The sequence below is a fragment of the Nitrospirales bacterium genome (assembly GCA_031315865.1).
GTDB lineage: Bacteria > Nitrospirota > Nitrospiria > Nitrospirales > UBA8639 > JAGQKC01.
Map to the genome: position 1 here is coordinate 672928 of JALDRJ010000002.1, position 21995 is coordinate 694922.

At 53.0% G+C, this 21995-nt stretch carries 19 protein-coding genes and 1 pseudogene; 2 read left to right on the top strand and 18 right to left on the bottom strand.

What is annotated here, in order from left to right:
* Positions 1-51: 51 nt before the first annotated feature.
* A complete protein-coding gene (locus MRJ96_03235; protein MDR4500452.1) occupies positions 52-651 on the top strand; it encodes a hypothetical protein in 600 nt (199 codons plus the stop codon).
* Positions 652-694: 43 nt separating this feature from the next.
* Here the strand turns inward: MRJ96_03235 and zwf are convergent, their stop codons facing one another.
* Positions 695-2338, bottom strand: a complete 1644-nt coding sequence (gene zwf / locus MRJ96_03240; GenBank protein MDR4500453.1) for a glucose-6-phosphate dehydrogenase — start codon at positions 2336-2338, stop codon at positions 695-697.
* Between the two features lie 310 nt (positions 2339-2648).
* On the opposite strand from zwf, the gene MRJ96_03245 reads away from it, so the two are divergent.
* On the top strand, positions 2649-3137 hold the full coding sequence (locus tag MRJ96_03245) for a peptidylprolyl isomerase (GenBank protein ID MDR4500454.1): 489 nt from the start codon (positions 2649-2651) through the stop codon (positions 3135-3137).
* 93 nt (positions 3138-3230) lie between these two features.
* Here MRJ96_03245 and MRJ96_03250 read toward each other — a convergent pair whose 3' ends face one another.
* The 17 genes and pseudogenes from MRJ96_03250 to MRJ96_03330 form a co-directional block, all read right to left on the bottom strand.
* Complete coding sequence (locus MRJ96_03250; protein ID MDR4500455.1) at positions 3231-4322, bottom strand: serine hydrolase; 1092 nt, start codon at positions 4320-4322, stop codon at positions 3231-3233.
* 35 nt (positions 4323-4357) lie between these two features.
* Positions 4358-4873, bottom strand: coding sequence for a DivIVA domain-containing protein (locus MRJ96_03255; protein ID MDR4500456.1), 516 nt, complete (start codon positions 4871-4873; stop codon positions 4358-4360).
* A 200-nt stretch (positions 4874-5073) separates the two neighbouring features.
* On the bottom strand, positions 5074-5667 hold the full coding sequence (locus tag MRJ96_03260; GenBank protein ID MDR4500457.1) for a YggT family protein: 594 nt from the start codon (positions 5665-5667) through the stop codon (positions 5074-5076).
* 17 nt (positions 5668-5684) lie between these two features.
* Positions 5685-6407 (bottom strand): YggS family pyridoxal phosphate-dependent enzyme, encoded by a 723-nt coding sequence (locus tag MRJ96_03265; protein ID MDR4500458.1) that lies wholly within the window; start codon positions 6405-6407, stop codon positions 5685-5687.
* Positions 6408-6480: 73 nt separating this feature from the next.
* Entirely contained in the window at positions 6481-7206 is a 726-nt protein-coding gene (pgeF, locus tag MRJ96_03270) for a peptidoglycan editing factor PgeF (GenBank protein ID MDR4500459.1), read from the bottom strand.
* A 323-nt stretch (positions 7207-7529) separates the two neighbouring features.
* Positions 7530-8483 (bottom strand): annotated as a pseudogene (gene ftsZ, locus MRJ96_03275) (cell division protein FtsZ).
* A 125-nt stretch (positions 8484-8608) separates the two neighbouring features.
* Positions 8609-9859 carry a cell division protein FtsA gene (ftsA, locus tag MRJ96_03280; protein ID MDR4500460.1) on the bottom strand — a complete coding sequence of 417 codons (1251 nt, stop codon included), beginning with the start codon at positions 9857-9859 and terminating at the stop codon, positions 8609-8611.
* A gap of 5 nt (positions 9860-9864) precedes the next feature.
* On the bottom strand, positions 9865-10635 hold the full coding sequence (locus tag MRJ96_03285; protein ID MDR4500461.1) for an FtsQ-type POTRA domain-containing protein: 771 nt from the start codon (positions 10633-10635) through the stop codon (positions 9865-9867).
* A gap of 96 nt (positions 10636-10731) precedes the next feature.
* Complete coding sequence (locus MRJ96_03290; GenBank protein ID MDR4500462.1) at positions 10732-11646, bottom strand: D-alanine--D-alanine ligase; 915 nt, start codon at positions 11644-11646, stop codon at positions 10732-10734.
* An 83-nt stretch (positions 11647-11729) separates the two neighbouring features.
* Positions 11730-12647 carry a UDP-N-acetylmuramate dehydrogenase gene (gene murB, locus MRJ96_03295; protein MDR4500463.1) on the bottom strand — a complete coding sequence of 306 codons (918 nt, stop codon included), beginning with the start codon at positions 12645-12647 and terminating at the stop codon, positions 11730-11732.
* Between the two features lie 20 nt (positions 12648-12667).
* On the bottom strand, positions 12668-14050 hold the full coding sequence (gene murC, locus MRJ96_03300; protein MDR4500464.1) for a UDP-N-acetylmuramate--L-alanine ligase: 1383 nt from the start codon (positions 14048-14050) through the stop codon (positions 12668-12670).
* A 36-nt stretch (positions 14051-14086) separates the two neighbouring features.
* Positions 14087-15184 carry an undecaprenyldiphospho-muramoylpentapeptide beta-N-acetylglucosaminyltransferase gene (murG, locus tag MRJ96_03305; protein ID MDR4500465.1) on the bottom strand — a complete coding sequence of 366 codons (1098 nt, stop codon included), beginning with the start codon at positions 15182-15184 and terminating at the stop codon, positions 14087-14089.
* A gap of 32 nt (positions 15185-15216) precedes the next feature.
* A complete protein-coding gene (gene ftsW / locus MRJ96_03310; protein MDR4500466.1) occupies positions 15217-16386 on the bottom strand; it encodes a putative lipid II flippase FtsW in 1170 nt (389 codons plus the stop codon).
* Positions 16387-16392: 6 nt separating this feature from the next.
* Positions 16393-17841, bottom strand: coding sequence for a UDP-N-acetylmuramoyl-L-alanine--D-glutamate ligase (murD, locus tag MRJ96_03315; GenBank protein MDR4500467.1), 1449 nt, complete (start codon positions 17839-17841; stop codon positions 16393-16395).
* 10 nt (positions 17842-17851) lie between these two features.
* Positions 17852-18928 carry a phospho-N-acetylmuramoyl-pentapeptide-transferase gene (mraY, locus tag MRJ96_03320; protein MDR4500468.1) on the bottom strand — a complete coding sequence of 359 codons (1077 nt, stop codon included), beginning with the start codon at positions 18926-18928 and terminating at the stop codon, positions 17852-17854.
* Positions 18929-18999: 71 nt separating this feature from the next.
* On the bottom strand, positions 19000-20451 hold the full coding sequence (locus tag MRJ96_03325) for a UDP-N-acetylmuramoyl-tripeptide--D-alanyl-D-alanine ligase (GenBank protein ID MDR4500469.1): 1452 nt from the start codon (positions 20449-20451) through the stop codon (positions 19000-19002).
* A 9-nt stretch (positions 20452-20460) separates the two neighbouring features.
* Positions 20461-21984 carry a UDP-N-acetylmuramoyl-L-alanyl-D-glutamate--2,6-diaminopimelate ligase gene (locus MRJ96_03330; protein MDR4500470.1) on the bottom strand — a complete coding sequence of 508 codons (1524 nt, stop codon included), beginning with the start codon at positions 21982-21984 and terminating at the stop codon, positions 20461-20463.
* Positions 21985-21995: the final 11 nt, after the last annotated feature.

The following is a 21995-nucleotide window of genomic DNA, read 5'->3' on the forward strand; positions in this document are numbered from 1 at the left end:
ACCAGCGCCTTCACACTCTTCATCCATTATGTTTCGAATGATTGATTTACGATGATCATCAAACAACTGTTGTCTCTCACGATATCCGCCATGACACTCATGCTAGTGACCTTGGGACTCACGACCGGAAGTTTTGGCGAAAGTGGGTTCCTCGACTTTAAGAACAATGGACTCTCGTTTCAATATCCTTCGCACTTAAAGCTGATGAATTCCACCAGTACAAGAAAAATCCAACACATGCTCAACCAACAATTACAAGGTATGGGCAACACGCAAGTCTCGGTCGTGGCCCTTGATGTGCTGCTCAATCTACCGGCCTTCCGTGTCATGATCGCCAAAGAGCGTTTCCTGACAGCCCCTACTCCAGACTACCTGATCGAAGAGCGAAAGCACTTTCTCCATGAAGCGCAACAACGAGGCATGGTTCAATCCTACGGAGCAATCAAAAAAACGAGGATTGCCGGACACCCAGCAATCGAATTTCATGACCTTGATCAAGGTGCGCAGGGATACGGCAGTCGTGTGAGAATCCTCTGCGGCAAAGACACGTGGAATATCAGTTTTACCGGCAGCAGTTCCCACACGTACAGACAGAATCAGGAAGCGGTGACCCAGATCATTAACTCCATGACTGTCCTAGAAACTTGTTAATTCTGTTTGGTGGGTATTGAGATAACTTGAAGATGGGAGCCAATTATTCGTGATTTCTCCACTTTCGACCATCCTTTGCCAATAAGACATCAGCTTCAGGCGGTCCCCAGGATCCGGCAGGATAGGGATGTATAGCATGTGTCCCGAGACTGTCCCAGACTTTCAATACAGGATCCACGACACTCCATCCTAATTCAACGTTGTCGCTTCTCTCAAACAGGGTCGCATCTCCGGCCATAACATCATGCAGCAGCGTTTCATATCCCGTACTGGGAGCATCTCCAAAGTACTTGGAATATTGAAAATTCATATCCACATTCCCGACTTGGACTTGGGGCCCAGGAATTTTCGCCCCAAAACTCAAGGCAATGCCCTCGTCTGGCTGAATACGGATCACCAGCATGTTGGGGGTCAAATGATCCACCGGCGTCTTGCGAAACAGCATCAATGGCACAGATTTGAACTGAATGACCACCTCCGTCAAACGCTTATTCATTCGCTTGCCTGTGCGCAAGTAAAATGGCACGCCTTCCCAACGCCAGCTTTCGATGAACAGCGTCATGGCCGCATACGTTTCTCGCAATGAGGTGGGCGAAACATTCTCTTCCGAACGGTAGGGCCGGCAGTGATTTCCTTGAATGACACCAGACTCGTATTGTCCCGCCACCGTCGATTGCAGGACATCCACCGGATCCATTGGCTGAATAGCGCGAAGAAGCTTCGCTTTTTCATCGCGAACCGCATTTGGGTCGAATGCGTTGGGTGGTTCCATCGCCACAAAAGCCAAAATCTGCAAGAGATGGTTCGGAACCATGTCCCGCAACGCTCCAGCTTTATCGTAATAGAGACCGCGATGCTCAACCCCTAACGTTTCTGCCACCGTGATTTGCACATGATCAACGTACTGGCGATTCCAAACCGGTTCAAAAATACCATTGGCAAACCGGAACACTAAGATATTCTGGACTGTTTCTTTTCCCAAATAGTGATCGATTCGATAAATCTGATTCTCCTCGAGCACACTACGTAGCTCGCGATTTAAGGACCGGGCTGATTCCAGATCATGTCCAAACGGCTTTTCGATGACGATGCGTCGAGAACAATTATTTTCCTGCCTCACAAGGCCATGGCCTCCCAGATACTGCACGATTTCCCCAAAAAATGCCGGTGAGGTGGCCATGTAGTACAGATAGTTCCCGCGAGTCCCGTACCGTACATTCAACTCCTTTAAGACTTTCTTGAGATTCATGTAGGTTTGAGGCTTTTGAAAATCGCCGGTGAGGTAATGCAATCGATCAATAAGCCACTCCCTGATGCTCGCGTCGATCGGGGTCATGGAAAGCTCTTGGATATCTCGGCAAATTTTTTGGCGGAAATCTTCCGTGTCCATCTCAATCCCATCCACGCCAAGAACCGCGAATTCCTGAGGCAGGTGGTGGCTTGCCGCCAAGTTGTACAGAGCGGGAATCAGTTTTCGTTTGGTCAAATCCCCCTGTGCGCCAAAAATAACAAAGAGCGTGGGAGGCCGTGTTTTCCCTGAGCCTCCTTGTGGAGACACCGTATGATCAGTCTGATGCATATTTTCAGTCCCTACGGCAGACAACTGTTCGGCAACCTGAGATTCCAACTCCTGCGACTCATGAGACAAGGAAAACTTCGAAGAAAGCGTTGATTTAGAGGAAGACATGACGATCAGTTAACATGGAGGGAACCCGATGACGAAGAACGCACGCCCCCTCGCCATCGACACAATCTGACCCTATTATACTACAAATCCATTAGATTTACAGACAGGACTCCTCCCAGACCATCACATTGGTCCTCATCACACTGAGATGTTGAGTTCTTCCTGCATGTTCCGGTGACACGAAAGCCTTCTGATGTATCTTCCCCTTCCTATTCGGTTAAGATGAACGGGATTCATGAAGACATTCGTAAAACCATGAGCCTCAACAAATAGTTGTTCATGACATAAAAGGCAAAAGAAAGGAGCACCCATGACATTAACAATCGGAGAGCGTTCAGTGGTCAGCATGCACTACAAATTGACGGACGATAAAGGCACCGTCATCGATACCTCAGAAGGCTCGAAACCACTCGCGTATTTACATGGAGCAGGGAATATCATCCCTGGATTAGAAAAAGCCCTGGTTGGCAAGACTGAAGGAGAGTCTTTGCGAGTGCGAATCGAGCCATCAGAAGGCTATGGCGATGTCAATCCTGACCTGATCAAGATTATTGAACGGAAGGCCTTCGAAGGCATTGAGAAACTTGAAGCCGGAATGACGTTTCAAGCCAAAGCCCCTGACGGCAGTACGCAGAATATTATGGTGACGAAAGTCGACGGGGACGACGTGACGATCGACAGCAATCATCCCCTTGCCGGCATCACGTTAAATTTCGACATACAAATCCTCAGCGTCAGAGAAGCGACAAAAGAAGAACTCGACCATGGGCATACACACGAAGGAGGGCATAGTCACTAGCGTATAAGACCCTTTAACTACAGCCGATTTTCATGCAAGTAAAGATTTGATTATCATGACCGATGGCCTGTTTTTTCAATCTTCATACCTACATTAACCATCAATAATTTTTTCATACACCACATCATGAATCATGGGACGGAATTCACGAATGTTGTTGTTCTCACGAGTCGGATGTACGCGATTGGTGAGCAGAATGACTTCCAACTCAGCTTCGGGATCGATCCAGATGGATGTCCCGGTGAAACCCAGATGCCCAAAAGACGAAGCTGAAAAATATTTTCCTGACGAGGAGGGAGACGACGGCGTATCCCAGCCCAAAGCCCAACTCGAATCGCATGGCATTGCTTGCCGCGAGACAAATTGACGGACGAGTTGGGAATCCAGCAGTGACTCACGTCCATGATAGGCGTTTAGCCACGCCTGTGTAATCGAACTTACCGCGAGCGCCGTCCCGAACAGCCCCGCGTGACCTGCCACACCTCCCAGCACATAGGCGTTTTCGTCGTGCACTTCTCCCTGCAAGAGACGGCCACGCCAAGGATCCTGCTCCGTGGGCGCAATAGGGGATGTGTGATCAGCATCGACAGATAAAACTTCGCGATAGGCTAGCGGATACGCTCGCAATGGGCCAAAGATACGCTCCTCACAATACCGCTTTAAGGACTGTTCTGTTCGCCGTTCGATCGCAAACCCGAGAAGCATGAACCCCAAGTCGCTGTAGAGGCTTTTTGTTCTTGGTTCATATTCCAAAGGCTCTTTCCCGATGAACGCCAACATAGGCTGGCGAGACGTTTCTCTTCCTGCTCCAATGACGGATTGATAATAGGGCCGATACCCGGGCAATCCTGATCGATGACACAAGATATCCCGTACAGTCGCTCGAGCAATGAGCGTCCCCCGTAATTCTGTGAGTATGGTTCCGATGGACTCTTCTAGATCCAGCCGGCCATCCTGCACCAGACACAAGATGCCCGTGCCCGTCGCTAAGGGTTTAGTTAATGACGCTAAATCATAAACGGTTTCACGATTGGCGGGACGTAAGGGAAGAATGGGGGAATGGGACCCCACAGCCTGATGATATCGAACCTCCCCTGCACACCTGACCAACAACACGGCGCCAGGAAATACCCGGTCACGAATGCCTTGTTGTAATGCCCCTGTGATTGGATTGGTCGTGTCCATCGGACATGAGGCGGGACGTAACCCTGAGCTGGCAGCTAGACTTCCGGCAAACTTTCCTGATCGGCAGTAAACGTCGTTTCTTCGACGACATCGGGGATTGGATCGGCGTTTTCTTCCACTTCAATCAAGCGATGAAACGCGCCAAGCGTCGAACGTAATCGTTCCAGGACGAGCGCTCGTTGACGACGAAGGTCAGCGATCATTCGCCTGAGTTCCATGAGATCGCTCCGGCTTTGCGCTAAAATCTCTTCAGCCTTGAGCTCGGCTTCCTTGACGATGAGTTCCGCATCACGTTCAGCCCCACGCTTCAACTGCTCCACGAATGTCTGCGTGGACAGCAACGTACTGGTTAACGTGTTTTCGGTCTTTTTGAGGTTTCCCAGTTCTTCTTCTTTGGACGCCACTTTTTCTTTCAGCACCGTATTTTCACGAGTGAGATTTTCGACGGTTTCAGCGACTTCTTCAAGGAACTGATCGACCTGCCGTTTTTCATACCCTCGAAATTGTGCGTCAAAGACTTTATGTTGAATGTCGAGCGGGGTAATTTTCATGATAAATTCTCTCAGTGCATTCCCGGAACCGATTCACACAGGTCCAGGACTGCAGTGCAGTATGATGATGATCTGGGTCGCAACGATCAGTATTTTACCAGCGGCAGAATAGGAAAAGCGAAGGATCATTCCTTATTGCGATCAGACAATGCCATGCAAGAATACTCGCCTCCCATTGCTTGGGAACAGGTCCATTCCCTTTAAAGGATTTGAGGCATACTGCTGGATAATCGATACCCTAAGTCTTCAATGGGAGAGACAAGTAAGATCAACGCTAATTGTAAACACACCAAAACGACCAACACTGACCAGTCAAAACCGCCGGCAGGAGGGACCAGACGTCTGGCCGGCCGCAGGAGCGGTTCCGTGACCTGGTACATCAATCCGGTAATGGGGTTATACGCCCCGGGATTAATCCAACTGATCACCACCTGAATGATCAGCAGAAAAATATAGATGTAGATGGCAAGCTTCAGCAATGAGGCAAGGGTTAAAATCAGAAGTCCTGGCAACGGCAGCAAATGGCCACTGCCTAACCAGGCGATTAAACTGAGTTCAGCGCCCTGCACGAGGAAGAGCAGGACGATGGTAGCCCAATCAATCCCCCCCACAGCAGGAACAAGACGACGGAGCGGTTGAAGCGCGGGATTCGTAAGACTGTATAACAACTGAGAAATCGGATTGTAAAAGTCGGCGCCAGCCCGTTGCAGGAGAAAACGCAACAGAATCGCCAGGACATAGAGCCCGAATATGAGATCAATGAGAAAGATCGCGGCTTGAGAAAAATACCCCATTATCCCTTCCTTATGTTCTAAGACGTACGGCGTGCTCCGAAAAGCGATGTCCCAACCCGCACGAGCGTCGCCCCTTCTTCCACGGCAATCACGTAATCATGCGACATGCCCATGGACAAGTGTTCCATCTTCAGCCGATCAAAGCCTTGAGACTTGATACGAACCGCTAACTCCCGTAATTCCCTGAAATAAGGTCTCGCCGTCTCAGGATCTTCCGACCAGGGCGGAATGGTCATCAACCCTAGCACGTTGAGATGCGGCATGGAAGTGAGTTCAGGCAGAGCCTGCAGTAACGTAGCGACGGAATAGCCTCCCTTTGTGGACTCCCCGCTAACATTCACTTCCATGAGAACCGCCTGAACAATCCCCAACACCCCGGCCCGTTTGTCCATCAACCGAGCCTGTTCAAGGCTTTCAACGGAATGAATCAGGGCAAACGCTCCAACTACCTCCTTAATCTTTCGACGTTGGACTTGCCCGATAAAATGCCAGGAACCGGTCGTGAGGTCATCCAGCGCACGACGTTTTTCCAGGGCTTCTTGAAGTCGGTTTTCCCCAAACACCCGAATGCCGGCGGCATGCGCCTCTCGCATTCGCTGGGCCGTAACGGTCTTCGTGGCCGCGACAAGACCAACGCCCTGAGGGTCTCGTCCAACGCGCCGTGCCGCCGCTTCGATCGATCCTAAAACCTGACGAAGACGATCGGCAATCGAACAAGGCGGCACACTCGTCTGTTCCATGATAGCCAGGGCGTAAACGCCCGTTTTCTCCTATTGTAATCTTGAATCGACATTGCGTCACTTCACGAGCGAGTCAATGTGCCCGCATCATGATTCCACTGTTCATTGTCCCGTTCACGCGCCCCTCTCTCCTGTACGAGAAGTAGCGAGTCGCATCGCAGTTCGTACAATGCGTGCTCTGACTGATGGACGCGGCGGAAACCCCCGCCTCGATCAGTTGATATCCAATAAGTTTTTTCAAGTCTACCATCGCATGGGTCGGAGATGTCGGCTTCAAAACCTCGCAGGCGTCGGCCCACTGTTCCTTGATCGGGTCAATGACAGGCCGATCGACTTCGAAGCAACACATCCCAATCGATGGGCCAATCGCCACGCGAAGATTGCTTGGCTCTGTCCCATACTGCTCTGTCATGACCCTAATAGTTTGTCGAACGATTCCCGCGACCGTACCACGCCAACCAGCATGAACCGCAGCGACAGCGTTCCGTTCGACATCGGCCATAAGAACCGGAACACAATCGGCGGTCCGAACGACCAGCAGGACGTCAGAACAGGACGTCACCAACGCATCGCCTTCCAGTCCATGAACGGTTTTCAGGTCATCCGGATTCTCACACACCAACACATCAGTCCCATGGACTTGTTTGAGAGAAATCACGCAGGGGTAGTCCGGAGGGACAGCCGTGACCTGGCCCACACGGACCGTATTGATGAGCGGAGCGGGGCTTTGTCGCGTCCCGAAGAAATGGACAAAGCCGCGCTCGGCAGGAATGTGCTCAGGGAATGAAAGGGATTCCACGGCGACCTTGTCCTTCTGCTCTGGATGGTGCCCTGGCCGCCTCTCTACGAATCAGACGGCTTTCGATAATAAGTAGGGATCTCCCAATCCTCATCGACGAGTAAATTGCCGTTTTCTTGAGTCGAACGCCTAGGCACGTAGCGTCTCATGAATGTCGGTCGATCCAATTCCTCATCCCGGTACGACGACTCGGAGGAAACAGACGCCAAGAGGGGCTCACTGGCCGGCTTCACGGCAAGGGACGGCGCTTCGCGAGGTGGAGATTCCCGAACGGCTTCTCGTGCCTGATCTCGTAACTGATGCCGAGCAAACCCCGAATCCTTTTGTTCAAAGCCTGTCGCGATCACCGTGACCACGATTTCGTCGCCAGCATTCGGATTGATCACTTGGCCCACGATGATGTTCGCTTGCGGATCGGCCGCTTCCTTGGCGATCGAAGAAGCTTCGTCAACCTCATGAAGCGTTAAGCTTGGCCCACCACAAATATTGAGGAGAAGGCCTCGTGCTCCCGCAATACTTCCATCTTCAAGCAGCTGGCTAGATATGGCCTGTCTGGCTGCTTCACTAGCACGATTCGGGCCTCGGCCGACACCTAACCCCATAACGGCTCGACCGGAATAACTCATGACGGTCTTCACATCGGCAAAGTCCACATTGACAAAGCCGGGCGTGGTGATCACGTCCGAAATGCCCTGAATGGCTTGTCGCAGCACATCATCGGCCACTTTGAACGCTTCCAGGAGCGGCGTACTTTTATCCACCAAATTCAATAGTTTTTGATTGGGAATGACGAGCAAGGAATCCACGTGCTTTTTTAATTCCCGCAGACCTTCTTCGGCATAGGCTGTTCGCCGATGACCTTCGTACTGAAACGGTTTGGTCACCACACCAACCGTGAGAATGCCCAGCTCGCGAGCGATTTTGGCCGCGATTGGGGCTCCGCCAGTTCCCGTCCCGCCTCCCATGCCTGCTGTCACAAACACCATTTCGGCATTTTCGAGCGCGTCACGAATTTGCTCCTCGCTTTCCAGTGCCGCCTCCTTTCCCACATCCGGTCGCGCACCTGCGCCAAGCCCTCGAGTCCGCTCGGGACCGAGTTGAATCTTGAACGGGGCCTCAGACTTTTCAAGAGCCTGAACATCCGTGTTGGCGACGACGAACTCAACCCGATTGAGTCCTGCAGAGATCATCGTATTCACTGCATTACATCCTCCTCCACCTACTCCAATCACTTTTATGCGAATGGTAGAAGATTCTTCCTCTGATAACGAAATCATGATGGCCTCCTTTCGCCAGGCTTAGCAACCGAACGGTAATGGAATTCTTGGACATGTATGGTTTTCTCAACGGACAAACGCTTCAATGTTCTCCCTGACTCCTTTCTCCTCTGAAATTTTTGTTCTCAGAAAAAGCTCATGACCCGGTCTTTCATCCGATCCAATACTGAAGACCAGATACCTGCTCCGGAACCGACAGCGGCCACGCCCATTCTCGACATCCCATGTTCATGTCGAATGGCGTGCAAGATCAATCCAACCCCGGTCGCGCAGGTCGGACTACTGACCTTTTCCTGCAACCCGCTAATGCCTGTCGGACCTCCACACCGAACAGGCAGGTCCAAGATTCGTTCTGCAGCCTCGGCCATCCCCGGGAGAAGCGACGTTCCACCGGTTAAGACGCCACCGGCCACGAGCAACCCATCATACCCGGCGCGACGAATTTCCCTTCGAACCAGTTCAAACATCTCCTCAACTCGAGGCTCAAGCACCTCGGCGACATAACTACGGGGAACGAGCCGCGGAGGCCTTCCTCCCACGCTCGGGACTTCAATGGACTCCTCCTGATCGACCTGCTCTGATAGCGAAACGCCATGCTGCACTTTGATCCGTTCGGCGTCTGCATGAGACGTGCGAAGGACCTGTGTCAGATCTCTGGTGAGATGATTCCCTCCAATGGGAATGACAGCGGAATGGCGGATGCTCCCATCAACATAAATCGCCACATCCGACGTTCCACCTCCCAGATCAACCATGACCACACCAAGTTCTTGTTCCTCAGCGGACAAGACGGCCGCACTGGAGGCCAATGGCTGCAGGATAATGTCGGCAACATCAAGGCCCGCACGATTCACACAACGGACCAAGTTCTGAGCAGACGTGACCGCGCCGGTGACGATATGCACATCGACTTCCAAGCGTGATCCGGCGATTCCAATCGGGTCGCGGATACCCTCTTGATCGTCGACGATAAACTCACGAGGCAGAACATGGAGAACGCGACGGTCAGCGGGAATGACGGCTCCACAACGAGCGGTCTCGATGACACGCGTGATGTCCCCATTCAACACTTCCCGTTTTTTCAGCGCCACGACTCCATGGGTGCTTTCACTCGAGATGTGACTCCCCGCAATCCCGGTATACACGGAATTGATTTGCACCGCCGCCATGAGCTCGGCTTTTTCAACCGCTTCTTTAATCGATTCCACCGTACTCTCGATATCAACCACGACCCCTTTTCGAAGACCCCGAGACAGACTCGAACCGACGCCGATCACGTTGATTGAGGTCTCGTCATCCGTTGCCTCAGCCACCACAGCACAGATTTTGGTCGTTCCGATATCTAAGCCGACGATGATCCGTTCTTTCTTCGGCATGACTCTTACTCCCTTTTTCGAAGAATCACTTTTCCGGGATACCGCATATCCACTTCCAAATTTTCTCGCGCGAACCGCTCTTGAATCGATGGATAGAGGGATTCAAAACGTTCCCATTGCTCGTTGATATCTTTCTCGAACTGAAATCTGATCTTATTCACCTCCGCCACGATCTCACCAGTAGGTGAGTGCACATCGACAGTGGGATTCACGCCAAACCAATCCGCCAAGACCATTCCCACTAGTACGCCATGACGCACCCGATCTCGCACCCGCTCATCATGAGTGGTCGGAAAGTCCTCAGGAATGCCGGCCACGGTTGGCAAATCCGACATGGGCGTATCGTGGACCGGAGGGAAAAGATGGGCCTCACGGTCCAAGAAGTAAGTCTTGCCCGACGATCGCCAAATCGCCACAGGTTCACGTTCTTCAACTCGTATCGCCAACGTCTGGGGGAAAACCCGTTCGACAACAGCCCTCCGGATCCAAGGGTGCGACTCCAGACGAGCGGCAAGAGACTCCGGCTGAATCTGTAAGAGGCTTGTCTCGGAGGAAAGCGCAAGCTCGGGCGCGATATCCTTTCTTTCCAATTCATTCAGGCCGACGACGCTCACATGCTGCACCGTGGTCCAACTCATGGCGATCGACTCGACTCGATCGAATTCCCATGCACCGACAATCAATACGACTGACACGATCACAAACACCGCCCATCGAAGCAGTTTCTGCCGGAAAGAAGGTTTCTGACTCCGTCGACGGCTTGCCGATGTTTTCATCACGCGGTTTTTTCGTACTTTATTTTGTCTATAGCGCATAACAAAGCCATGTCTTGAGTTTGAAGATTGTATACGGCTCAATCATGTGTGATGCAGTCATTTGTGAAGCGCGCTTTTCAACATGCGTTCAACCAGCTCATCATACGTCAGCCCTGCCTGCGCCGCTGCCATCGGCAACAGGCTTCGTTCGGTCATTCCAGGAATGGTGTTGATTTCGAGCACGTATGGACGTCCTTGGAGACTCAATCGAAAATCGACGCGCGCCGCTCCTTCACAGCCAAGAATGTGATAGGCCTCGACCGCGAGCGTCTGTAATCGATTTAATCTTCCCTGCATCAACGGTGCGGGACAGGTATATCGCGTCTCAGATTTTTTGTATTTTGCCTGATAATCATAGAAGCCTCCGGGGGCTTCGATTTCGACGGCGGGCAGCGCTTTCCCATCCATGACACCAATAGCAATTTCACGACCTTCGATAAAACGTTCGACGATCGCTTTCGTATCATATTGATAGGCTCGACGAAGTGCCGACCGCCAAGTCTTCGCGTTTCGCACGATCGACACCCCAATCGTCGACCCCTCGTTACTCGGCTTCACTACGACCGGCCATTTCAGTCCTCCCGGTGGCTCCCATTTGGGAGAGTCCCTCTGCAAGACGATTCCCGGAGGCATAGGAATCCCATTGGCTTGCAATATCGATTTCGTTGAAGCTTTATCCATCGCGATCGCACTCGCTCTGACATTCGATCCGGTATAGGGAATTCCGAGGACTTCAAGAAGTCCTTGAACCGTTCCATCTTCTCCCCCACGACCATGGAGAGCCATGAATGCCACTTCGACTTTTTTCGATCGCAATGCCCACGGTAACCTGGCATCCGCATCAATGGGTCTCACGCGATAGCCTCGTCGAGTCAACGCGGCGCAAACAGCCTGTCCCGTCAACAGAGAGATTTCACGTTCTGCAGACCGCCCTCCCATCAACACGCCAACACAGAGTGATTTTTTCTTCATAAGTTTCAATCCTAAATACAAGACAACATCTTCAACGCCACGATGACGGTCGCCTTATCTGTTTGTCAGCCTGTTCACCATCTCTAGGACTCTCCCACTATCTTCAGCTCGAGCTGTAATCTGACGCCCGTTTTGGCGAAGACGATTCGCCGCACGTTTCGAATGAGACGAATCACGTCAGCCGCTCCCGCCCGTCCGGTATTGACGATGAAATTTCCATGTTTGGAGGACACTTGTGCATCTCCAACTTGAAGACCTTTCAGACCCGTTTCTTCAATCAGCGACCCTGCCGAAGTTCCTCGAGGATTCTTGAAAATGGATCCCGCATTGGGCAAGGTGAGCGGTTGCGTCTGCTTCCGGTAACGGAGGTAGTCCTTCGTCCGCGCTTGAACATGCTCTCGTGTCGCCAAGGCCAATTGAAACCAGGCTCCAAGGATGACTCGCTTGGGGACGCGAGCGTAGCGATACGCGAACGATAGATCCTCCGCTTCAACTCGTTTAATACGTCCAGTATCTGTCACGACTTCGATCGCTTTCAGCACATCACTCATCTGCCCGAGCTTTGTCCCGGCGTTGGTGACCACTCCTCCTCCAACGGTTCCCGGAATACCTGCTGCCCATTCAAGACCTGACAGGCTATGGCGAATGGCATAACCTAATAGTGTGGGCATCCGTATGCCGGCCTCCGCATAGAGCATGTGTTTGAGCTCTATCTTCATTCGGGTGAGATGGCTCAACTGAACTACGACCCCTCGCACCCCGTGTTCTCTGACCAAGACGTTGGTCCCGCCCAAGACAAGGACAGGGACGTTGTACGTTTTAGCTTGACGCACGAGCCGGCAAAGGTCCTCTCGCCGAGAGGGCGCCACCAAGACATCGGCAGGGCCACCGATCTGGAGCGATGTATAGGTCGCCAATGGCTCGTGAAATTTAATGTCGCCTTCAATCCCATGCAGCGTTTTCTGAAGCATTCGTTGATTGAAAAGGCGATGTCGTCCCATCGGTTCATGACAACAGACTGTTATGACACGCTCGCCAATAGGTCTTTCCCGAATTTCCAGATATCTCCGGCTCCGAGCGTGATGACAATGTCGCCCGACCGCAGTTCGCTCTTCACCCGCTCGACCAGGTCAGGGGCGCCATTGACCCAATGAACGGATGGATGACCGGAGGATCGAATTTTTTCGGCCACAAGCTCCCCTGAAACCCCGGGAATTTCGGTCTCGCCAGCCGAGTAGATGTCCGTCACGTACACGACATCCGCCAAGTCAAAGGCTCGAGCGAATTCTTCGATGAGGTCGCGGGTCCTCGTATACCGGTGCGGCTGAAACACCGCTACCACACGTCGATCCCATGCCGATTTCGAAGCGGCAAGCGTGGCGCGAATCTCTGTCGGATGATGACCGTAATCATCCACGACCAAGATTCCCGCCTTCTCTCCACGAATATGAAATCGCCGTTCGACGCCCGAGAAAGCCGCCAATCCGGTACGTATCAGGTCGATCGAGACATCCAATTCCAGCGCCACGGAAATCGCGGCCAAGGCATTCGATACGTTGTGCGCGCCAGGAATAGGGAGACGAAAGGGACCCAATTTTTTGTCCCGGAAATGTGCGCGAAATTCGATGGCCCGGTCGTTTGCCCTGACATCCGAGGCATACACATCTGGGGTGAGGACACCGGAAAAATCATGCAACCCGTAGGTTTGATATCTCTTTGTGACACGCGGCAGAAGACCTCGGATCCATTCATCATCCGCGCAGAGAATCGCCAGGCCGTAAAAGGGAATTTTATTGATAAATTCCAGGAATGCCTCTTGGATCCCTTCCATCGTGCCATAATAATCGAGATGCTCACGATCCAGGTTGGTCACCACCACGATCGATGGAGAAAGCCGCAAAAAAGATCCATCACTCTCGTCGGCTTCCGCAATCAGCAGATCGCTTCGTCCCAGTCGAGCATGGGTCCCGACCGCGTTGACTTTTCCGCCGACGACAAAGGTGGGATCGAGCCCCGCTTCCGCCAAGATCGTCGCGACCATTGATGTCGTAGTGGTTTTTCCGTGAGCACCAGCGATAGCCACGCCAAATTTCAACCGCATCAATTCCGCTAACATCTCAGCACGTGGGATAACTGGAATGACCCTGGCCTTTGCCGCCCTGACTTCGGGATTATGATCAGGAACAGCTGAGGACACGACGACGACTTGAGCGTCTTCGACGTTCGACTCCTGGTGTCCGATAAAGACTTTACCCCCAATCGACTCTAAATGCCTGACCGTTTCCGATTGACTGATGTCGGATCCAGTCACATGATAGCCCAGGGTCAGCAACACCTCGGCGATACCGCTCATACCGCTACCGCCGATACCGACAAAATGAATATTTTGAATTTTTCTGAACATTCGTCGTCCTTCCGTCTTAGGCGACACGTTCCTTTTTTAGACCATTGCGTTCATTAAATCCCGGCATTCCTGAATCATGAGCGCGGTTGCGTCAACTTTTCGACCGGCAAAACTCTTTGCTCCCATCTCACCCAAGCGCTCCGGGTGACTCATCAGACGTTCAATTTCGTGAGCAAGGCGTTGACCAGTGAGTTCGGCTTCAAGGATGACCACTGCCGCGCCCGTTTGTTCCACCGCTCTCGCATTGTGTTCCTGATGGTTGTGCGTGGCGTGCGGGTACGGGACCAAGATTGAGGGCTTCCCGCACACGGCCAGTTCCGCGAGCGTGCCGGCCCCAGAACGCGCAACCACAAGAGTGGCTGCCTGCAGGACTTGGGGCATGTCATACAGAAATGGAACCACCTCAACGTCGACCCCAGATGACGCATAGGCAGCCTTCACTCGTTCATGGTCTACCTCGCCTGTCTGGTGAATGACTGCGAAGGTTTCTCGCATGATGGAGGAGGCCTTCAACGCATCAATGACCGCCGTATTAATCGCTTTGGCTCCCTGGCTTCCCCCGAAAACCAAGAGGGTGTCTTTCCCGCCTTGTTGCCGTGCCGTCGTCTCACGAAAGAACTCTTCTCTGACAGGAGTTCCGACGACTCGAACCTTGGCTTCATGAAAATAGTGTTTGGCACCGTCAAACGCTAAAAAGACTCGATCAGCGATCGGTCCCACTACTCGATTGGCCAACCCGGGGACGGCATTGGGTTCCATGATAATCCGTCTAATTTTGAGAAGTGCGGCGGCACACACAACGGGCGGGCTAAAATATCCACCCGTTCCAATGACCAGGTCCGCTGAACGGTCGCGCAAGATTTTCATCGATTGCCAAACCGCTTTGGGCAGTAAACACACGTTTTTTAAGCTGGCCCAAAGCCCTCGCCCAACGATTCCCTTCACATGAATGTGAGCGACCGAAAACCCTTCATGGGCCAAAATGGAATTTTCCAACTGCTTTCCCGAACCGATAAACGTAACCATATTCTCACGATCCTGCCGTTGAAATTCTTTCGCCAGAGCGATGGCCGGATACAAATGTCCTCCCGTCCCCCCTGCCGCGATCACGATGTTCACTTGAGCACCTGTCATCCACACGTCAACAATTCGCCATCCCGTCCCCCTTACACCCTTCCTTCCCGTTGCCGCGCCACGCTCAGTAACAACCCGATCGCCATCAAGCTCGTAACCAGGGAAGACCCGCCATAACTGACCAATGGCAGCGTGAGCCCCTTCGTGGGCAACAGACCACTCACCACCCCCGCATTCATGAGCACTTGCACGCCAATCAACAGGGTGATGCCAAGAGCCAAATACCTGCCAAACATGTCAGGCGCTTGCGCCGCAACCCGAAAGCCTTTCAGGATCAGCACGACAAACAATCCGAGAAAACCAATCGTGCCAATAAACCCCAGCTCTTCTCCGATTAAAGACAGCACGAAATCTGTGTGGGCCTCGGGAAGATAGCCAAGTTTTTGCCCTCCCGCCCCCAACCCCTGTCCGAAGACTCCCCCGTTGTTAAAGGCGAGGAACGATTGACGGAGCTGATGACCCGCCCCCATAGGGTCAACTTCAGGATGCAAAAAACTGGTTAAACGTTCCCAGCGTTCCGGGGAACTCATGACCAGCCAGGCGGCGGGCGGGATCACCGCGCACACAATCCCGGAGAGATGAAGCATGCGGGCTCCGGCCAGAAACAACATGCACACGAGCACCGTACCCAGGACGACCGGCGTGCCGAAATCTTCGAACACCAACAACATGCAGAGTACCCCGACTACGAGAAGCGGTTGGAACAAGCCATCTTGCCATGTCGTGATGCGCGTGTCGGGTTTCGCGAGATAACTGGCCAGATAGAGGACAATCACCAGTTTACTCAACTCTCCCGGCTGCACCGAGAACCATGGCAATGCAAGCCAGCGTCGGGCCCCATGGCTCTCCGCCCCAATCAGCAACACCATCGCCAGAAGAACCATGCATCCCACTAGAATACGAGGGATATAGGGGCGTATAGCCGCATAGTCCAATCGAGCCAGAAACAGCAACAGAAAAACCCCCATGATCAACCAGAGGAATTGCCTGAGGACGAACAAAGTCATCGGAGAATCATACCGTTCCGTCGCGGTGTACCCACTGGCGCTAAAGACGGCAATCAGCCCTCCGAGCGCCAGCACAATCGTCACTCCCAGGATGACTCCATCGAGAGAGCGGAAAAAACTTTTCCGATGCGGTTGTTCGAAGAGCCCCCTCCAATGAGGGGTCACGCTTTTCAGATGTTTTTTTCGAAACGCCATGTTGGGTCAACCGATGTCCGGCAACTCGTGAACGAGACGCTTAAACTCTTTGCCGCGATGATCGTAATTTCTAAACATATCGAAGCTCGAACACGACGGAGAAAACAGGACGACATCCCCCGCACTCGCCATGCGCTGCGCATACCTCACGGCTTCCTGCAAACTCCCCATCGCCTCGACAGACTTGATCCCGGCTAACGAGCGGGTGATTCGTTTCGTGGCTTCTCCGATCGCGACGACGGCTTTCACGTGTTGCCGAATGCGATCACCAAGCAGACCAAAATCACCGCCTTTATCTTTTCCTCCAATGATCAGGATGACCGGCTCATCAAAACTCGCCAGCGCTTTTTGTGTCGCGTCAACATTCGTCCCCTTCGAGTCGTTGTAATATTTGACCCCCTGATACGTGCGAACGTATTCCAAGACATGCTCAGTCCCTTGAAACGATTTCATGACCCGGCGCAAGTCTTCCAGAGGACATCCACACAAGAGACCAACCACCGTGGCGGCGAGAACATTCGCCAAATTATGCACACCGCGAAGTGCGATGTCTTCACGACGGACCACTTCATGGGCCTGACCGTGAACCCGCGCCATCACGGTCGAACCCTCAAGCCACACCCCGGCCGGCAAGGTTCCGCGAAGGCTGAACGCCATAACCGTTCCAGCCATCATGCCTGCGCGAACGGCAAGAAGAGAATCATCAGCATTGATGATCGCGAAATCTTCACGCGTTTGATTCTCAAAGATCTTCCACTTGGCCTCGAAATATTCCTCGAAGGTGGCATGACGATCAAGATGATCGGGCGTGACATTTAAGATCGCGGCAATCCAGGGTCTAAATCGTTGAATCGTCTCAAGTTGAAAGCTAGAGGCTTCGACGACAGCATACTCGTAGAGTTGCTCAGAAGAACCCGCTCCGTGAGAGCTTGCTCTCTGCGCAAGGACTGCTTCACAAAGAGGAATGCCAAGATTGCCTCCGACAAACACATGCTTCCCGCTGGCTTGCAAAAATTCGCCTATAAGCCTTACGGTCGTGCTCTTGCCGTTGGTCCCTGTGATAGAGATGATCGGGATATTCAGAAACCAGCTTGCCAACTCCATTTCGCCAACGATGGGAATACCCTGTTCCCTCGCGAGCACAAGCTCGGGAAGATTGACGGGAACGCCTGGACTCAGGACGATCCACTCGGCCTGTTCGAGAGCGGTACGCCACATTTTTCCTGTTAGACAGCGGATGGATTCTTTCGCCAACGCCGCCTCAGTCTCACGTATGGGTTCAGTCTCATGCTCGTCCACAACAGTCACAACGGCATCGATGGCTTTGAGTAGTCGAGCCGCAGCCACTCCGCTTTTTCCCATGCCGATCACCACACAGGATTTACCGGAAAGATCTGGAGTCACTTCTTGATTGGAAGCCGTCATCGTGTGTGCAGGTTCTACGATTGCCAACATTGGGCCACTGCTACCGAAGCTTGAGCGTACTGACAGCTAACAGACAGAGAATAAACGCGATAATCCAGAGCCTCACGACCACCTTAGGCTCTTCCCACCCCTTCATCTCGAAATGATGATGGAGGGGCGCCATGAGGAAGATTCGTTTCCCCCGCGATTTATACGAGAGTACTTGAAAAATGACAGACACGGCCTCCATGACGAACACACCGCCGACCAGCAAAAGCAACAGTTCATGCTTACACACGACCGCCACCGTCCCCAGGGCCGACCCAAGTGGCAAAGACCCGACGTCCCCCATAAAGACCGATGCCGGATACGTGTTGAACCACAGAAATCCCAGGCTCGATCCCACGATTGACGCGGTCAGGACCGCCAGTTCCCCGGCACCATCCACGTACGGAATCAACAAATAATCAGAAACCAGCTTGTTGCCGACCGCCCAGGCCACCACGGTGTAGGCCACCGCCGCGATGATCGTAGGTCCAATCGCCAGCCCATCGAGTCCATCCGTGAGGTTTACCGCGTTCGAGCAGCCGACGATGACCAGGATGGCAAAGGGGATGTACAACAGGCCAAGATCAGGGTTGAAATTCTTAAAGAACGGGACGCTCAACTGCGTTGAGTACCCGGGAGAGAAATAAAAAAACATGGCGATGGCCAGCGCGACAGCCACCTGACAGATCAGCTTTTGCGCCGGAGACAATCCCTTCGATCGCCCTCTCAGAATCTTGATGTAATCATCGACAAATCCGACAAGACCGAACCCGACGATCGCGAGCATCACCAACCACACATAGAGATTCCTGATATCCGCCCATAACAACGTCGTTAACAGCACCGAAAAAATGATGAGAATGCCACCCATCGTCGGCGTTCCGGTTTTTCCCAGGTGCCCGCTCGGCCCATCATCCCTCACTCGTTGCCCAATCCCTAATTCTTGAAACTTTTTGATCATGGGCGGAGCCAGCACAAACGCGATAAGAAACGCCGTAATCGTGGCGTAAATTATGCGAAAACTTAAGTATCGAAACACATTGAAAATTGCGTAATCGGTGTGCAGCGGATAGAGCCAAAGATACAGCATTGATCAGGATGAACTTTCTACGGGTGGAAACCAACGGGACGATACCGCCCCGTCGCGGAACCATATTTTTATCATGTGCTCACGACTCCATCGCCCCGCGTACGAGACGAATCCATGAAGTCCAACACGTTTTCCAACTGCACGCCTCGAGAGGCTTTGAGCAAAACAACGTCCCGAGGACGAACGAGACGCTTCAAGGTTCTTGCGGCATCGATAACCTCATCGAGAGCAAAAACGGATGACGCCGGCATGCCGTTCCGTCTTGCGCCAGCGGCCAATTCCTTGCCGAGCGGACCACACGTGAGCAGGCAAGAAATGTTTTTCCTGGCGGCATAGCGTCCGATTTCTCGATGAAAGGCCGATTCACCTTTTCCCAACTCACGCATTTCCCCAAGAACCGCGATGGACCTCTGTCCTTGAGACAATTCCATCAGTAAATCGATGGCCGCCTTCATGGAAGCCGGGTTGGCGTTATAACAGTCGTATAAATAGGTGACTCCCTGCACACGATATATTTCGGAACGCATCGATGCCGGACGGGTTTTCGACAAACCACGAGCGATGTCTGCGCCTGAAACCCCCAAGGCATGACCTACCGCCGCGCCGGCAAGCGCATTCGAGATATTGTGTTGCCCAGGAACTCGAAGTTGGACCTGAATCGAACGGGTCCGCTCAGGAAGATGGAGCCGAAAACAGGAGCCCCGACGATCGGTATCCACATCACTCGCTCTCACCTGCGCATGCGAGGAAAACCCATACGACAACACCCGGCATTTGGCTTTCCGCGCGAATTGTTTGAAATAGGCATCGTCCGCATTTAAGACGGCAATGCCATGAGACGGAAGAGCCGGCAATAATTCAGCCTTCGCTCGAGCAGAAGCATCAATCGTCCCAAAAAATTCCAGGTGATCAGGCCCGACATTCGTGATCACACCGATCGTGGGCTGAGCGATCTCACACAAACGGGTCGTTTGCCCTTCTTGGTCAACCCCCATTTCAATCACCGCTACCTCATATCCATGCGTCATCCGCAACAGGGTATGAGGGACTCCGATGCTATTGTTGAAATTTCCCTGGGTTTTCAGTGCTCGCCACTTTGTGGCAAGCACATGAGCGACCATTTCTTTCGCTGTCGTCTTGCCATTGCTACCGGTTACGGAAACAAGAGGAATAGAGAACCGGCGGCGGTGCAATGAGGCGATCTCTTGGAACCCGACGAGAGGATCATCCACCCCTATGATAAAAGGACGGACGGACGTATCACGAGGACGATATCGACGAATCCATGGAGACACGGTTGACCAGGATGCCTGTGAGATCACCGCCCCGACCGCGCCATCTCGAAACGCATGTTTCACGAAATGATGGCCATCAAAATTGGGTCCCGTGAGCGCGACAAACAGATCGCCCTTTCGTACCTGACGGGAATCCGTCGAAACCCTGCGTACCCGCACGCGCGAGGGCGCCCATAAGAGTTGCCCGCCCGTTGCTTGAAGAATTTCTTCCATCGTGAAGGACGCCATAAAGACTCGCTACTTCACACGAACCCGGTGCTGAAGGGCTTCACGCGCCACCTGGCGATCATCAAAATTCAATCGCTCCGTTCCGACAATCTGATAATCTTCGTGGCCTTTTCCGGCGATTAACACGATGTCGCCAGGCTCGGCCGCCGCAATGGCGGCTTCGATGGCCTCCCGGCGATCGGGAATCATGCGATAGTCCGAGCGGATGGATTTGGGAATTTTCAAAATGCCTTCTTCGATCCCGTTGAGGATCGTCATCGGGTCCTCGGTGCGGGGATTGTCCGAGGTCAAGATCGCGAGATCGCTGTGCCGCACGGCCACTTGTCCCATTTTGGGGCGCTTGCCGGTGTCACGATCCCCGCCACACCCGAATACCGTAATAATCTTGGAGCGCTTGAGTGATTGCGCAGTCAAGAGGACCCGCAACAAGGCGTCTTCGGTATGGGCATAATCCACGATCACCGTAAAGTCCTGCCCCTGGGTAATTCGCTCAAACCGGCCCGGAACATTCTTGACTGAAGCAATGGACGCAACAATGAGGTCGGAAGACATTCCAAATTCTAGGGCCACGGCGATGGCCGAAAGGATGTTGTAGACATTATGCTCTCCGACCAATTGACTCCTGATGAGCCATTCGCCTGTGGGAGTCGTCACTCGAAATTGGGTCCCATCGAGCGTGCTGACGATTTCATGGGCTTGAATATCGGCTTCATGACGAATACCGTATGTCCAGACCGGAACAGAACACTGTCCCGCGAGTTTGATGCCCCATTCATCATCGATATTGACCACGGCTCGCTTGGGTGGCGTTTTACGATTGGGCGGCAAGAGGTCCGTGAAGAGCCGTTGTTTCGCCTCAAAATACTCTTGCATGTCGGCATGAAAATCCAGATGATCTTGCGTGAGATTCGTGAACACGGCGACATCAAATTCACAGCCAGATACCCGCCCCAAGGCCAACGCGTGAGACGAGACCTCCAAGATTGCCGTGTCCAGACCAGCCTCAACCATACGGGCAAGGAGTTCTTGTAGTTGAACGGCCCCTGGAGTCGTATGCGAAGCCGGATAGAAATCAGCCCCGATAAAATATCCCACCGTTCCGATGACGCCGGTTTTTTCCCCAAAATTGTCTAAAAGCGCCCGGATTAAATGAGTGACCGTGGTCTTCCCGTTCGTGCCAGTCACACCCACCATATTGAGATGGAGAGAAGGATCCCCGTGCAGGCGAGAAGCCAGACACCCGAGCGCTTCCTTGGAATTCCTGACAGTGATGGTCGGCTTCGTCATGTCGATGGCCGTCACCTGGCCGATCCGCCGAGCCATGGGACTCTCCTCAAGTACGACCCCAACCGCCCCGTCCAGGCAAGCTTGCCGGGCGAACTCGTGACCATCCACTTGCGTCCCCCTCACCGCCACAAAGAGACTGCCCTGCCTGACCCGCCGAGAATCATCGGTGACATCGAGCACTTCACGATCCAAGTCTCCATGAACGTCAAGAGGGTGAAGAGGTTGAATCAATTCCGCGATGGTCATGTCTTTCTCTC